The sequence below is a fragment of the Harryflintia acetispora genome (genome assembly GCA_004340125.1).
GTDB lineage: Bacteria > Bacillota > Clostridia > Oscillospirales > Ruminococcaceae > Harryflintia > Harryflintia acetispora.
Map to the genome: position 1 here is coordinate 1 of SLUK01000001.1, position 13,951 is coordinate 13,951.

Annotated in this window: 12 protein-coding genes and 1 tRNA gene; 3 read left to right on the plus strand and 10 right to left on the minus strand. The window is 62.5% G+C overall.

The features are described from left to right. From EDD78_RS14080 to EDD78_RS00010, 3 genes are all read left to right on the plus strand, one after another. A partial coding sequence (locus tag EDD78_RS14080) for a hypothetical protein (RefSeq protein WP_207668632.1) occupies nucleotides 1–274 on the plus strand: 274 nt, incomplete at its 5' end. Between the two features lie 316 nt (nucleotides 275–590). Continuing rightward, nucleotides 591–667, plus strand: a tRNA-Arg gene (locus EDD78_RS00005). 57 nt (nucleotides 668–724) lie between these two features. Continuing rightward, nucleotides 725–1,189, plus strand: a complete 465-nt coding sequence (locus EDD78_RS00010; protein WP_132083315.1) for a GNAT family N-acetyltransferase — start codon at nucleotides 725–727, stop codon at nucleotides 1,187–1,189. Nucleotides 1,190–1,235: 46 nt separating this feature from the next. Here the strand turns inward: EDD78_RS00010 and EDD78_RS00015 are convergent, their stop codons facing one another. The 10 genes from EDD78_RS00015 to EDD78_RS00060 all read right to left on the minus strand — a co-directional run bounded on the left by EDD78_RS00015 (nucleotide 1,236) and on the right by EDD78_RS00060 (nucleotide 13,939). After that, a complete protein-coding gene (locus EDD78_RS00015; protein ID WP_132083317.1) occupies nucleotides 1,236–2,408 on the minus strand; it encodes a M20 metallopeptidase family protein in 1,173 nt (390 codons plus the stop codon). An 84-nt stretch (nucleotides 2,409–2,492) separates the two neighbouring features. Continuing rightward, complete coding sequence (locus EDD78_RS00020; protein ID WP_132083319.1) at nucleotides 2,493–3,812, minus strand: APC family permease; 1,320 nt, start codon at nucleotides 3,810–3,812, stop codon at nucleotides 2,493–2,495. A gap of 110 nt (nucleotides 3,813–3,922) precedes the next feature. Then, nucleotides 3,923–5,098, minus strand: coding sequence for a mandelate racemase/muconate lactonizing enzyme family protein (locus tag EDD78_RS00025; RefSeq protein ID WP_132083321.1), 1,176 nt, complete (start codon nucleotides 5,096–5,098; stop codon nucleotides 3,923–3,925). Nucleotides 5,099–5,148: 50 nt separating this feature from the next. Next, nucleotides 5,149–5,835, minus strand: coding sequence for a Crp/Fnr family transcriptional regulator (locus EDD78_RS00030; RefSeq protein ID WP_242942228.1), 687 nt, complete (start codon nucleotides 5,833–5,835; stop codon nucleotides 5,149–5,151). A gap of 218 nt (nucleotides 5,836–6,053) precedes the next feature. Continuing rightward, a complete protein-coding gene (locus EDD78_RS00035; RefSeq protein ID WP_079700143.1) occupies nucleotides 6,054–7,241 on the minus strand; it encodes a M20 metallopeptidase family protein in 1,188 nt (395 codons plus the stop codon). A 19-nt stretch (nucleotides 7,242–7,260) separates the two neighbouring features. After that, nucleotides 7,261–8,439 carry a MalY/PatB family protein gene (locus EDD78_RS00040; RefSeq protein WP_079700144.1) on the minus strand — a complete coding sequence of 393 codons (1,179 nt, stop codon included), beginning with the start codon at nucleotides 8,437–8,439 and terminating at the stop codon, nucleotides 7,261–7,263. A gap of 163 nt (nucleotides 8,440–8,602) precedes the next feature. Next, complete coding sequence (locus EDD78_RS00045; protein WP_165873040.1) at nucleotides 8,603–9,712, minus strand: alpha/beta hydrolase; 1,110 nt, start codon at nucleotides 9,710–9,712, stop codon at nucleotides 8,603–8,605. A 25-nt stretch (nucleotides 9,713–9,737) separates the two neighbouring features. Beyond that, nucleotides 9,738–11,303 carry a helix-turn-helix domain-containing protein gene (locus EDD78_RS00050; RefSeq protein WP_132083327.1) on the minus strand — a complete coding sequence of 522 codons (1,566 nt, stop codon included), beginning with the start codon at nucleotides 11,301–11,303 and terminating at the stop codon, nucleotides 9,738–9,740. Continuing rightward, nucleotides 11,300–13,018 carry a sensor histidine kinase gene (locus tag EDD78_RS00055; RefSeq protein ID WP_132083329.1) on the minus strand — a complete coding sequence of 573 codons (1,719 nt, stop codon included), beginning with the start codon at nucleotides 13,016–13,018 and terminating at the stop codon, nucleotides 11,300–11,302. The genes EDD78_RS00050 and EDD78_RS00055 overlap by 4 nt, the downstream gene beginning before the upstream one ends. 33 nt (nucleotides 13,019–13,051) lie before the next feature. After that, complete coding sequence (locus tag EDD78_RS00060; protein WP_079700148.1) at nucleotides 13,052–13,939, minus strand: carbohydrate ABC transporter permease; 888 nt, start codon at nucleotides 13,937–13,939, stop codon at nucleotides 13,052–13,054. Nucleotides 13,940–13,951 lie beyond the last annotated feature (12 nt).

Genomic DNA, 13,951 nt, shown 5'->3' on the forward strand with positions numbered 1-13,951 from the left:
ATGTCCCAAAAGTCCCACGCACTACTTTGAATTACTCATTAGAATTTCAAAGGTTCGCTTTTTCATGTTGTTCAATTTTCAAGGTCCTATAGCGTTGGGCATTGCCCGACGCATCCTAAAAACGCTCCGCGTTCTTTTCCGCTTCAAGCAATTTCCTTCGCATTTTGAAAAGCCGTTCTCGGAGCTCTGCTCCTCCTGTCAAGCACTCCGTGCTTGCCAACACGCCTTTTCTTTGGTGTCGGGCCGCGCCCGACGCGTTTCCCGGGCTTTTTAACAAACCCCGCCTCCCGAGGGAGGTAAGTTTTATTATATCACCCCGCTGCCCTTCTTGTCAACCCTTTCCCCTCGCCCTTTCGGGCTCAAGATCACGGCCTCCCGCCGGACAGCTTATTTATATTAGCACAACGCACTATGCGATGTCAAGAGAAATTATACCTTTATTTTTATCTTCTTTTACATTCCCTTTTCTTTTTCCTATTTATATATACTCCCGGAAATGCTCCAAGCAAATTTTTGAAACTTCCCCCTTCCTTTTTCTAAATTCTGTGCTATAATAATAAAAGCCCGTCCGGGAAAAGGCGGGCTGTTATGCGCCCGTAGCTCAGCTGGATAGAGCGTTGGACTCCGACTCCAAAGGCCGCAGATTCGAATTCTGTCGGGCGCACCAAGTCCCGTGCAAACCATGGTTTGCACGGGACTGTTTTCATGAAAGGGGCACGGTCCTATGCAGATAAAAGAAATTTTGGACCCGCAGCGGCGCTTCATGATCTGCAATGACATCCTCCGGGCGCTGCCCGACTGGTTCGGGGTCGAGCAGTCGATCGTCGACTATGTAAACCAGGCGCGCGGCCTCCCCTTCTACGCCGCCTTCGACGGCAGCCAGCCGGTTGGCTTTTTGGCAATCAAGGTGCATAACCGCTATACGGCCGAGGTCTGCGTGATGGGCGTTCTGCCCCGCTACCACCGGCAGGGGATCGGCAAGGCGCTGATGGAGGCCGCCGAACGGTACTGCCGCGGCAACGGCCAGGAGTACCTGAGCGTCAAGACGCTGGACGGCTCGGCCGACTATGAGCCCTACGCGCGCACGCGCAGCTTCTATTACGAGATGGGGTTCGTCCCCCTAGAGGTATTCCCGCTCTTCTGGGACGAGGACAACCCCTGCCTCTTCCTGGTCAAGCACCTCTTATAACGCAGCAAAGCGGCCCGCCGGCAATCCGGCGGACCGCTTTTTTACTTTATGCCAGTTCCTCGAGCGCCTCGGCGGCGACGGCGGCCATCACCTCGAGCCCGGTTTCGATGGCGCCCTCGTCGATGTCGAATTTTGGCGTGTGCGCCGGGGCGATGATCCCGCTTTGCGGGGTGATCCCCAGCCAGAAGTAGGAGCCCGGCACCTCCTGCAGGTAATAGGCCATGTCGTCCCCGGCCATGATGGCGTCGGCGTTAAACACCTTTTCGCTGCCGATGGCCTTGACGGCGGCGGTCTCCAGGATTTTGGTCATACGCATGTCGTTGACCACGCAGGGGTACCCCGCCTTATAGTCCAGCTCGACGGTGCCCCCATACACGGCGGCGATCCCGCTGGCCGTCTCCTCGATGATCTGCGGGATCTGGCGCATGGCCTCGGGGTCGAGGGTGCGCGCGGTGCCGCTGATCTCCACCGTGTTGGCCAGGATGTTGAAGGCCGTTCCGGCGTGGATGGTGCCGAACGAAATGAGCGCGACCTTGACCGGGTCGATCCGCCGGGTCATCGCCACCTCGATGGCGGTGATGATCTCGGCGGCCACCATGATCCCGTCCACCCCCTTGTGCGGGGCCGAGCCGCCCCCGCCCTTGACGTGCAGCGTCAGGGTGAAGGAGTCGGCGCTCGCCAGGAACTGGCCGTAGTGGATCCCGATCTCGCCGGTGCGGTTCTCGGTCGCGTGGTGCAGCCCGAAGACGGCGTCCACCTTGGGGTTTTGCAGCACGCCCTTCTCGATCAGGGTCTTGGCCCCGCCGGGCGGGACCTCCTCGGCCGGCTGGAAGATGAATTTCAGGTTGCCGCGCAGCTCGTCCTTATGCTCACTGTAGTACTTCGCAACCCCCAGCAGGATTGCGGTGTGCATGTCGTGGGCGCAGGCGTGCATGGCGCCCGGGTTCTTGGAGGCGTAGGGCGAGCCGCTGTCCTCCTGCAGCGGGAGCGCGTCGATGTCCGCGCGCAGCGCCACCGTCGGGCCGGGCGACCCGCCGCGCAGCAGCGCCACGGCGCCGCAGATATCCTCCCAGGTGGTGATCTCCACCGGGAGCTTGCGCAGCTCGCTCAGGATGATTTCGGTGGTCTTGTATTCGTGAAACGAGAGCTCGGCGTTCTGGTGCAGCAGGTGCCGCATCTCGGTGGCATATTGCACGAGCTCTTGCGATATTCTCTTCACATGCGTTCCTCCTTACTCGTCAGCGCAGGGCGGCACGGCGTAATCAGCCGCGCCGCCCCCTGCGCCGCATCCGGTTTCGATTCGCTACTTGGCCGCGGGCTCCTGCGCCTTCTTCTTGAGGGTATGCTTAAAGATCAGATAGGCGGGGATGGAGGTGGCCATCAGCAGCAGGCCGTGCAGGATCTGGGTGGGATCGACCATGCAGACCAGGGTGCCGGTGATCAGGATGGTGAGCACCGCGGTGACCGGGTAGCCCCACATCTTGAACGGGCGCTCGGCATCCGGCTTCTTTTTGCGCAGCACGATCAGCGAGAGGGCGACGATACACTCCAGCAGACGGGAGACGAAGGTGCCCATCATGAGCAGGGTCATGAACGAGCCGGTCCACAGGAAGAAGATCGCGACCACGCCGAAGATGATCAGGGTGATGTAAGGGGTATTGAACTTCGGATGGAGCTTGCTGAAGAAACCGAAGAGCATGTTGTCCTTGCTCATGGCGTAGACCACCCGGGGCGGCCCCATGATGGCCCCGTTGAGGGAGCCGAAGATCGAGATCAGCGCGCCCAGGGTGACGATGGCGGCGCCGATCGGTCCAAAGATGGTCATGGCGGCCATGCTCACCGGGGTGTCCGCGCCGGCGAGCTCCTTAAAGCCGACCGCGCCGATGCACGAGAGGTTGAGCAGGACGTTGACCAGGATGACGATCCCCATGCCGAAGATGGTGGCCAGCGGCAGGTTGCGCTTGGGGTTGTCGATCTCTTCGCTCATATAGGCCAGGGTGTAGTAGCCGCCGAAGGCCAGCAGCGCCGGGACGGCCGCGTTCAGGCTGTTGCCCCACTCCACCGTCTCGGTGGTCATCGAGAGGAAATTCCCTCCCTTGAGCACGAACAGCCCGCCGAAGATCACCAGCGCCAGCGCGCCCAGCTTGCCGACGGTGAAGATATTCTGAATCAGGGAGCCGAACTTGACCCCGCACAGGTTGGCGACCATCAGCGCCAGGATGATGACGGTGCCGACAATCCGCTGCCCGGTCACGGTGAGCCCCGGGAAGAAGATCGCCAGGTTGGTGCAGAAGGCGGTCGCCAGCATGGCGATGACCGGCAGGAAGGAGCCGAAGGTCATCGACCAGCCGTAGGCGAAGGCCGGTCCGTCGCCCAGCGCCTCACGGATGAAGACGTAGGCGCCGCCGGCTTTCGGCATCATCGGCGCCAGCTCGGCGTAAACCAGGGCGCAGAGTATGCCGCACGCGCCCGCCGCGACCCAGGCGATGATGGTCGGGCCGATTGATCCCGCGGCGGCGGCCACCTTGCCGGGGGTCATAAAGATTCCCGACCCGATGACCGATCCAACGAGGATCATCATGGCTGAGAACAGGCCCATTTTTTTGTTTGATTTGTTGGACATGATCGTTCCTCCTCTATCAAATTTCCCGGCGCCCCGCCCCAGATTTGCGGACGTGTTGGGGCCGCCCGCTCTGCCGCTGGGCGGGGCGCCGGTTATATACGCTTATCGGCTCAGGCGGTGACGCACTCATGCGCCAAGGCCCCGGCCATCGCCTGCTCGCTGAGCTCCTGCCCAAGGCCGGGCAGCTCGGGCACGGCGCAGTAGCCGTCCACCGGCTGGTAGTCGTGGGTTCCCAGGTCGATGTTCATTTTGCTGCGGTTGATGACGTGGTGCTCATGGATGACGAAATTCGGGATCGACGCCTCCAGATGGAGCGAGGCGGCGATCGAAATCGGGCTGCCGCAGACGTGGATCTGCACCCCGGTGTCGAAGCCGTGCGCCATGTCGCTGATCTTCTTCGCCTCGCTGATCCCGCCGCAGGTGCCGATGTCCGGCTGCACGATCTGGATGGCGTCCTCCTTAAAGTAGTTGATATAATTTTGCCGCGAGAAGATCCGCTCGCCCCCGGCCAGCGGGATGTTCGTCTTCTGGCGGATGGTCTTAAAGGTCTGCAGGCAGAGCGGGGTGGCGACCTCCTCGATGTACATGATCCGGTAGGGCTCGATCAGCCGGCACATCTCCACCGCCGAGACCGCGTCGGTGCGCGCATGGTTTTCCACGATGATGTCCACCCGCTCGCCCACGGCCTTGCGCACCGCCTCGAGCCTCTCGACGATCAGCTTCTGGATGTCATACGGGATCGGGCCGCGCAAAAAGCCCACCCGGCCCCCGTCGGGAGTAAAGGTGATGAAATTGATCTTGATCGCGTCGAAGCCCTCCTCGACCGCCTTGACGCTGGCCTCGACGAGTTCCTCGGTTTTGGCGGCGCGGCCCATGCCATAGCCCCAGCCGAACTGCAGCTGGCTGGCGTAGCAGCGCAGCCCTTCGCGGAACTTCCCGCCCAGGAGCCGATAGAGCGGCACTCCCAGCGCCTTGCCCTTGATGTCCCAGAGCGCGGTGTCGATGGCGCTGATCGCGCCCATCACGACCACCCCGGCCGTCTGGCCCCAGAAGGTCTGGCAGAAGAGCTTGTCGAAGACGACCTCGTGCGCCATCGGGTCCATGCCGATGATGAGCGGCGCGATGTCCTTGATCATGGCGTAGGCCGCGGGCGCGCCGCTGTCAAAGCCGATCGACGCCTCGCCGAACCCCGAAATCCCCTCGTCGGTGTTCACCCGGCAGACGATCGGCCGCCAGGATGTGGTGCCGCAGTCCAGCAAATAGACGTCCACGCTGGTAATGACCATACTGATTCCCTCCCGTTTCGATTCTTATCTCACCGCCGCGCGGCAAAATATCAAAGTCCGCTGCCTGTATACTGGCTGCCCACGATTTTTCGCAGCCCCTCCACGTCGCGGATGACGTAGTGCCGGCTGTCCCGGTCGATCAGCCCCTCCTGCACCATCCGGCGGATGATCTTGTTGATGGTGACCCGCGTGGAGGTGACGAGGTTGGCGATGTTCTGGTGGGTGACCTCCACCCCGATCCGGTAGCCGCCGTCCACCTTTTCGCCGTACATCTCCATGAGGTTTAAGAGCACCTGCGCGCACCGGCTGTAGGTGTCGGTGAAGGCGAGCGACTCGATCCGCCCGGTGAGCAGGTTGAGCTTTTGCGACCAGAGCGCCATCAGGTTGTGGCAGAAGTCGAGGTTCTCCTCGAGCTGGCGGCGGAAGTCGTCGAGCTCCACGCGGTAGAGGGTGGTCTTGCAGATGGCCGTGGCCCGGCAGATGCGCAGCCCCCGCTCATAAAAGTCGGTCTCCCCGAACATCGACCCCTGCTCCATAAACATGAAAATCTGCTCGTTGCCCCCGCAGCCGACCGAGCTCAGGCGCACCCGCCCGCACTTGACGACGTAGACGCAGTCCATCTGCTCGCCCTGCTCGTAAATGATCTCCTCCCGCTCGTAGCTCTCGAGCGACGCCCCGCCGGTCACGCAGTCCCAAAGGTTGATGTTCTGCATGATCCAGGGGGATGAAAGAGGCATTGCGCTCACCGAAACTCCTCCTTTTGAGGTGCGTTCACCCTCATTATAACAAGTTCATTTTCAGGCGGGTATTAAACGGAATACTTTACCCCGTCAAATTACGCCCATACTTTTATTACACTATATACAATTGTCCTTATGTCAACAACACAAATCATGGAAAAATTAGAAAAAGTTCCCGCCCACTTCGCAGCAGGCGGGAACTCCCTTGATAAACTTTACCGCTCCGGATCCAGGGCGAGGGCGCACATCAGGCGCACCCCCACGCGCAGAGCCCGCTCGTCGACGTCGAAGGTGCTGCTGTGCAGCGGCTCGCGGTTGACCCCGTCCGAGGTGCCCAGGTTATAAAAGGTGCCGGGGATGGCGTCGAGATACCCCGAAAAGTCCTCCCCGCCCATCGAAGGGTTCTCCAGCGCGACGACCTGCTCCTCGCCGAGCAGCTCCCGCGCCACCCGCTCGAGCTTCTGGGTGGTGCGCTTATCGTTTACCACCGAGCCGATTGCCTGGGTGATCTTCACCTCGGCCGTAGCGCCGTACATGGCGGCGGTCTCGTTTGCCATCTGCTCGATGGCGGCCAGGGCCCGGCGCTGCAGCTCCTTGTTGTAGGTGCGCATGGTCCCCCACAGCTGCGCCTCGCCGGCCAGGACGTTCCCCGCCTCGCCCGCTATCATCCTGCCGAAGCTGATCACAATCGGCTCGAGCGGGTCGCTCATCCGGCTGACGACGGTCTGCACCGCGTCCACGAAGCGGCAGGCCACCAGCAGCGCGTCCACCCCCTTGTGCGGGTAGGCGGCGTGGCTGGCCTTGCCGGTAAATTTGACGTTCAGCATATCGGCCGAGGCCATGAAATTGCCGCAGCGGCAGCCGATCTGGCCCACCATCAGCTCGTTGGAGACATGCAGCCCGTAGATTTCCCGCACCCCGTCCAGGTGTCCCTCGGCCATTATACGGCGCGCGCCGGTCGGCAGGGTGGGCCCCTCCTCGGCGGGCTGGAAGACCACCAGTGTCTCGCCGGGGAGCCGCCCTTGCAGCCGGTTGAGCACCAGGGCGCTGCCCAGCGCGATGGCCGCGTGGTTGTCGTGCCCGCAGGCGTGCATGCGCCCCTCGATCTCGGATGCGAAGGGCAGCGAGGTCTGTTCCGTCACCGGCAGCGCGTCGATGTCGCCGCGCAGCGCGAGCTTATGGCCGCTCCCCTTCGACGGGATGCGCGCGACCACCCCGCTCTCGGCGCAATGGGTCTTGTGCCCGATCCCGGCTTCGGTCAGTATTTTCGAGATCAGCTCCATCGTCTCAAAGGTCTCAAACCCCAGCTCGGGCCGGCGGTGCAGCTGGCGGCGAAAGGCGATCACCTCGTCCATCACCCCATCGACGGCCTCCTCCAGCAGGGCGGCTAATTTTTCTTCCATCTCGGTCCCTCCCTTTCTCTCAGTCTTCCATGGCCTTCCTGAGCCTCTGCAGCCCCTCCATGAGCGTTTCGCGCGGGCAGCCGGCGTTAAGGCGGATAAAGCCTTCGCCCCCCTGCCCGAAGCCGGCGCCCGGGTCCGGCACGACGTTGCCGCGGTAGAGGCAGCGCTCCATGATCTCCTGTGGGGGACAGCCATAGCCCCGCAGGTCAATCCAGCACAGATAGGTCGCCTCGGGCAGCCGGTAGCGCGCCCGGGGCATTTCCGTCTTTAAAAAATCGTCCACCAGGCGCAGGTTTTCATCCAGATAGTCGAGCGAGCGCTCGTAGTATTCCCGGCAGTCGTTGTAGACCGCCTGCAGCGCGGTGATGGCCAAAGCGTTTGGGTGGAAGATATGTACCTTCATCGACTCCCGCTCCCAGATGCCGCGCAGCCCCTCGTCCTGCAGCAGCACATACCCGATCTGGAATCCCGACACGCTGAAGGTCTTGGAGGGGGTCATGCAGGTGGCGATCAGGGGGCTGCCCGGGAAGAGCTGCTGCACCGGGACGTGGCGCAGCCCCCGGCGCACCAGGTCGCAATGGCTCTCGTCGCTGATGAGGAAGACCCCGTTCTCTTTACAGAGCTCGCCGACGCGGCGCAGCTCGTCCTCCCGCCAGATCCTGCCCACCGGGTTATGGGGGCTGCAAAGGAGCAGGATTTTATTTTCCGGCAGGCGCAGCTGCGCTTCGAGCTGGGTAAGGTTCATCTCGTATCCGCCGTCCTCCCGCGGGATCAGGGGGTTGTTCACCACCCGGCGGCCATTTCGCTCGATCACCTCGGCGAAGGAGTCGTAGACCGGCGGCTGGATAACCACCCCTTCCCCCGGGGCCGAGAGGCCCTGGATCAAAAAGGCGATGGCCGTCATCATGCCGGGGGTGTAGCAGATGTCCCCGTTTGCCACCTCCCAGCCGAAGCGGTAGCGCAGCCAGCCCCGAATCGCGCCGAAGAACTCATCGGTCTTGTGCAGGCTGTAGCCGAAGGTGCGCCGCTCCACCCGCTTTTGCAGCGCCTCGATGAGCGGCGGGTAGGCGGCAAAGTCCATGTCCGCGATCCACATGGGCAGCGCATCGGCGCGCACCCCCTCGGCCACCCGGCCGACAAAATCGTATTTCACCTGGTTGCAGCCGTACCGGTCGATCCTCTCGTCAAATTGATACATCCTCCCGCCGCCTTTCTGATGATAGATTCTATCTCCATTGTAAAATCCGGGCGGCGGATGTCAACCGCGAATTTCTATGGGATGTAAAACGGGATACACCTGAACGTGCAAAAACCCCGGCGCCCTTCTCTTGGAAGGGCGCCGGGGACGGCACGACGGCCGGTCAGAGCGCTTTCATCTCCTGCGCGATCTCATGCGCCAGGTCCTCGGCCTGCGGCACCAGCCCCAGCTTCTCAAAGAAGCCGTGGCGCATGCCGCAGTAGCGCAGGATCCGCACCGGCACCCCCGCCTCGCGCAGCAGGCGGCCGTAGTATTCGTCCTGCACGCGCAGCCCGTCGAACTCCGCGTCCACGATCACCGCCGGGCAGAGCCCATGTGGGTCTGCGAACATCGGGCTGACGGCGGGGCCCTTCGGGTCCTCGCCGTGCTGCAGGTAGTACCCCTCGATTCTGCCCATCGAGGGCTTGCCCTCCTCGGACGGGTGCCCGAGGTCGAGCGAGTCGAGGATGATCTCCCGGTCCTCGTCGCAGACGTCGTAGTCCTCCGCGCTCCAGCGGTAGTCCCCCACCCCTTCGCCGTTAAAAGTGACCACCGGATAGAGCAGGAACTGTTTCTTGAGCAGGCGGCCCCCCTCGTCCCGGTCCCGCAGCGCGCAGAGCGCGGCGAGGTTGCCCCCCGCGCTGTCCCCGCCGACGGCGAGCTTTTCGGGGTCCACCCCGAAGCGGGCGGCATTTTGATGGATGTACCGGATCGCGGCGTAGCAGTCCTCGAGCCCCGCCGGATAGGGGTGCTCGGGCGCCAGGGCGTAGTCGATGTTAAAGACGACGCAGTCGGCGAGCTGCGCCACCAGCCGGCAGCCGCCCTCCAGGTCGAAGGGCGCGCCGCCGATCCAGCCGCCGCCGTGCAGATAGACGAGCCCCGCGCGGCCCTGCCTGCCGACAGGCAGCCGCGGATAGTAGACCCAAATGCCCACCTTGCGCCCCGAGCACTCGATCTCCTCATAGCGGGTGTGGATGGCCACGGTGTTCATGTTCCAGCCGGGGAAGCCCATCTCCAGGCGCTGCTCCTCGAGGGTCATTTCGCTCTCGGGTTTGATTTTGCCCGCCTCGGTCTGGCGGCGGTATTCCTCGGCCGACGCCCGCTCACGCGGGTCCAGCCGCCCGGGGCGGGGCTCGTCCGGGATGGCCTTAATTTCTATCTGCGTGCCGTACATCTCGATGGTGTTTTTTTGGTGGCGCAGGCCGTTTAACAGCTCATGCGGATATTGTACCATGGTGAATCCCCTCCTGCGGATGTGCTTATGCTTCATGTGAACGGAACTCGTTCGGGGTAACCCCGAAGCGCTTTTTAAAGAGCTTGCAGAAATATGAGCTGCTCTCATACCCCAGCTCCTGCGCGATGAGGTGGATCGACTTGCGGGTGGTGGAGAGCAGTACCCGCGCGCGCTCCATGCGCCGCTCGAGCAGGTAGCTTGCGATCGAGACCCCCATCTCCCTTTTGAAGAGCCGGGCGAGGTAATCGGGGCTGAAGAAGAGCGCCTCGGACAGGCTGTGCCGGGTGATGTTGTGCCCCAGGTTCTCCTCGATGTAGTCGCACATCTTCCCGGCGACCGACTTTGCGTTCCCCGCGAGGTCCCCGTAGGCCAGCGAGGTGTCGATCAGATACTCCAGATACTCCTGCATCCCCGCCACCGAGCGCAGCGAGCGCGCGTAGAGCAGGTCGTTTTGCTCGCTCGAAAAGAGCCTGCGCGCCTCGATCTGGCGCGAATAGAGCTTGGAAAAGAGCAGCTGCAGCATATCGAAGCGCAGCTTTTTAAAGTTTTCCCGGCTCACCGCGCCCCGGCGCTCCATCTCGGCGAGGTGCTCCTCCACCGCCCTGTGCAGCTCCTGCGCGTCGTGCCGCTCGAAGAGCAGCCCCAGGCGTTCCTGGTCGGGCGGCAGGTATTCCCCCGCGGGCGGGCGGCACTCGCTGAGCAGGAGCATCTTGCCGCGCACCGTCAGATTGTCCCGGTCCGCTCTCGCGAGCCGCCCCAGCGCGGCGGGGAACTGTACCAGCAAGAAGGGCTCGCAGAGGTATCCGCAGACCTCGCAGGAAAAGTGTTGGCGGTAGCTGGCGATCAGCTTCCTGCCCGCGGCGAGCAGCGCCTCCCGCCGTCCCCGGAAGTCCGAGAGCACCACCAGAAATCCCCCCTCGCCCATGGCTTGGACCGTCTCCACCGAAAAGGGGGCGAAGAGCTCCTTGGCGATGTTCTGGAAGGCGTATTCCCACCGTCCGTCCTCCCAGGAGAGAAGGCCCCAGAGCCTAAAGTAGAGCGCCAGGAACTGCTCCTGCCCGTCATAGGGGAGCTTATATTCCTGTACGCGGCGCAGGATCACCTCCCGGCTCCCCCGCTCGGGCAGCTCGCACAGCCCGCGCCAGAAGTAGTCCCGGATGTTGTCCCGGTTGTCCACCCAGTATTCGCCGTAGGCGCAGTACTCCCCCGCGCGCTCCTCCTGGCGCACCTTCTCGGCGGCCTTGCCGATGATCTGCTGGAGCTTGTCGTATTCGATCGGCTTTAGGAAATACTCGAAGCTGCCCAGCGAGACCGCCCGCTGGGCGTAGCCGAACTGGGCGTAGCTGGTCAGGAAGATGTTTTGCAGCTTCATCCCCTGCCCGTTGACCCACTCCAAAAGGTCCAGCCCGCTCTCGCGGGGCATCTCGATGTCGCTGACCAAGATCTGGACCGGGGTGCTCAAAAGGATGCGCTTGGCCTGCTGGGCGTTCTGGGCGGTGTAAATCCCCTCGATCGGCAGCGCCGACCAGTCGATCCCCTCTTTGATCCCCTCGAGCACGTACCGGTCGTCGTCCACCAGCAGGATGTTCATGGCTGCGCCCCCCTTCCCGCCGCGGGCGGCTTTTGAAGCGGGATCAGGATATCGACCCGGGCGCCGCCCTCCTCCCGGTTGGCGAAGCGGATCGACCCGTGGCCGCCGTAGAGGATTTCCAGCCGCTGGCGGGTGTTGTAGAGCCCGATCCCCCGCCCGTCGGCAAGCCCCGGGCGCCGCCCGCTCTGCAGCAGCGCGAGGATGTCCTCTTCAAATCCGCCGCCGGTGTCCTCCACCCGGATGGAGAGGGCCTCCAGGCCGTCTTCCATCACCCGGCGCAGCCGCACGCGCACGGTGAGCGAGCCCTCCTGGGTGATGTTGTGCTTGATCGAATTTTCCACCAGGGTATGGATGATCAGCGGGGCGATCAACGCTCCGGCGGTGGCCGGGTCCTGCTCGATCAGATAGAAAAACTGCGCGTCGTAGCGGATGCGCTGGATGTCGAGATAGCTCTGCACCAGCGAAAGCTCCTCCTCGATGGGCACCGGCACCATGCCGTTTCGGAACATCGAGCGTAGGTACTTGCAGACCGTCAGCGAGAGGCGCTGGATCTCGCGGTAGTTTTTCGTCTGGGCCATGTTGTAGATGATGTTCATGCAGTTGAGGTAGAAATGCGGCTTGATCTGCAGCTGCATGTAGTCGAACTCGGCGCGCTGGCGGCGCAGGCTCTCCTCATACACCTCGATCTTGAGGTCCTCCACCTGCTCCATCAGACCGTTGAAGACGTCCCCCGCGCTCTCCAGCTCGAGGATGTTCTCCTCCCCGAGCATGGCCCCGCTCTCGTTATAGTCCCGCAGATGCTCCGAAAAACGGCGCACCGGGTCGACGATGGCCCGCTTGACGTAGAGCAGCAGCCAGAGCCCGACCGTCAAGGTCAGCACCGCCGCGAAGGTGAGCAGCAGCAATATGCGGGTGGCATTTTCATAAGCGCCCCAGTTGGTGATCACGCAGTTGACCGAGAAGTCGCCCTTTTTAAAGCCCTCGGGGATGACCAGGCGGTTCTTGATGATCGAAGCGCCCTTCCCCTTCTCGATGGGCAGCGGGAGGTCGCCCGCCTGCTCGCCCCCGGTCAGGATGTTCCCCTCCTCGTCGAGGATGACGAGGAAGCCGTCCTCGGGGCTGCTCCGAAACAGCGGGGAGAGCACCCGCTCGGCGGGCGCCCAGGCGCCGATGATCTGGTTTTGGTAGCGGTAGATTTTGATCAGGTAGTAGCTGCCGCCCTCCTCGAAGACGGTCCAGGTGTTCTTCTCGGCCAGGGCCCCGAGCCCGGGGGAGTGCAGCAGGTCCTTGATGTGCGCGAGCACCGCCTGGAACTGCAAAAACGCCGCCGAATCGCTGCTCGAGGAGATAAAACCGTCCCAGTCCTGCGCCCAGAGGAAGTAGTTATATTCGTTGCCGAAGGAAATGCGCCCCTCGGCGAACCGCTTCTTGAGCCGGTTGGTGGCGTTGATCTCATCGATCACGTCCTCGGGCTGGCGGCGCAGCAGCAGCGCCTGCTCGGAAAAGAGAGTGTTGAGCAGCATGTAGTTTACACTCTCCAGCCGGTTGTCGATCTCGCCCGCGTAGATGTCCATGTTGGCGCGCAGCAGGCTGATGGTCTGCTCGCGGATGTGGCGGATGATCATGAAGCTGATGGTGAAATTGAGCAGCAAAAGCGGTATGTAGACCGCCAGCAGAAGGCGCAGCAGATAGGCAAAGGAGCGCTTGCGCTTCATAGGCTTTTGACCCCTCCCGTTTTTGAGTACAGTTTATCCCTTCACCGCACCCAGGGCAATACCATCCTGGAAATATTTCTGGAGGAAGGGGTAGATGATGATGATCGGGATAATGGCCACAAAGGCGATCGCCATGCGGATCGAGACGGAAGGAATCTTGATGTTCATGCCCGCCGAGCCCAGGGAAGCGCTCGCCAGCACCCGGATGTCCTCCAGGATGCGAAAGAGCATGGTCTGAATCCCGTACTTTTTCTGGTCGCTGATGAAGTACAGGCCGTTGAGCCAGTCGTTCCAGTAGTCCAGCCCCGCGAAGAGCGAGATGGTGACGATGATCGGCTTGCCCAGCGGCAGCACGATCCGCGAGTAGATGGTGAAAATCCCCGCCCCGTCGATCTCGGCCGCCTCGTAGATGGCATCCGGGATGCTGGTGGAAAAGTAACTGCGCATGAGCAGCACATGGATGGCGCAGAGCATGAGGTTGGGCACCAGCAGCCCGAAGAAGGTGTTCTTGACGTGCAGCATGTTGGTGTAGGTCAGGTAGGTGGGCACGAGCCCCCCGTTAAAGAGCATGGTGAAAAAGACGTAGAAGCTCCAGAAGCGCTTGCCGGGCAGCCCCTTCATCGAGAGCGCGAAGGCGAGCATCGAGCCCATCGTGACGTGCAGTGCGGTGCCCACCAGGGTGACCAGGATGGTGGTGCCGTAGGCGCGCATGATCGAACCGCCCTTTTTGAAGAGGTAGCGGTAGGATTCCAGGCTCAGCTTCTTCGGGAAGAAGGAGTAGCCGTGGGCGACCAGCTCGCTCTCGTCGGTGAAAGAGGAGACGACGAGCAGGATAAACGGCAGGATGACGCAGAGCGTCACCAGGATCATGACGATGTGGGACACGGCCTCGAAGGTTTTGTCCCCTCTGGTACGGATCATTTCTCTCCTCCT

Excerpts from the sequence above, each read along its gene's own strand:
- EDD78_RS00010 (WP_132083315.1), top strand. The coding sequence starts at position 725 with ATGCAGATAAAAGAAATTTTGGACCCGCAGCGGCGCTTCATGATCTGC.
- EDD78_RS00020 (WP_132083319.1), bottom strand. The coding sequence starts at position 3,812 with ATGTCCAACAAATCAAACAAAAAAATGGGCCTGTTCTCAGCCATGATG.
- EDD78_RS00025 (WP_132083321.1), bottom strand. The coding sequence starts at position 5,098 with ATGGTCATTACCAGCGTGGACGTCTATTTGCTGGACTGCGGCACCACA.
- EDD78_RS00030 (WP_242942228.1), bottom strand. The coding sequence starts at position 5,835 with ATGCCTCTTTCATCCCCCTGGATCATGCAGAACATCAACCTTTGGGAC.
- EDD78_RS00035 (WP_079700143.1), bottom strand. The coding sequence starts at position 7,241 with ATGGAAGAAAAATTAGCCGCCCTGCTGGAGGAGGCCGTCGATGGGGTG.
- EDD78_RS00040 (WP_079700144.1), bottom strand. The coding sequence starts at position 8,439 with ATGTATCAATTTGACGAGAGGATCGACCGGTACGGCTGCAACCAGGTG.
- EDD78_RS00045 (WP_165873040.1), bottom strand. The coding sequence starts at position 9,712 with ATGGTACAATATCCGCATGAGCTGTTAAACGGCCTGCGCCACCAAAAA.
- EDD78_RS00050 (WP_132083327.1), bottom strand. The coding sequence starts at position 11,303 with ATGAACATCCTGCTGGTGGACGACGACCGGTACGTGCTCGAGGGGATC.
- EDD78_RS00055 (WP_132083329.1), bottom strand. The coding sequence starts at position 13,018 with ATGAAGCGCAAGCGCTCCTTTGCCTATCTGCTGCGCCTTCTGCTGGCG.
- EDD78_RS00060 (WP_079700148.1), bottom strand. The coding sequence starts at position 13,939 with ATGATCCGTACCAGAGGGGACAAAACCTTCGAGGCCGTGTCCCACATC.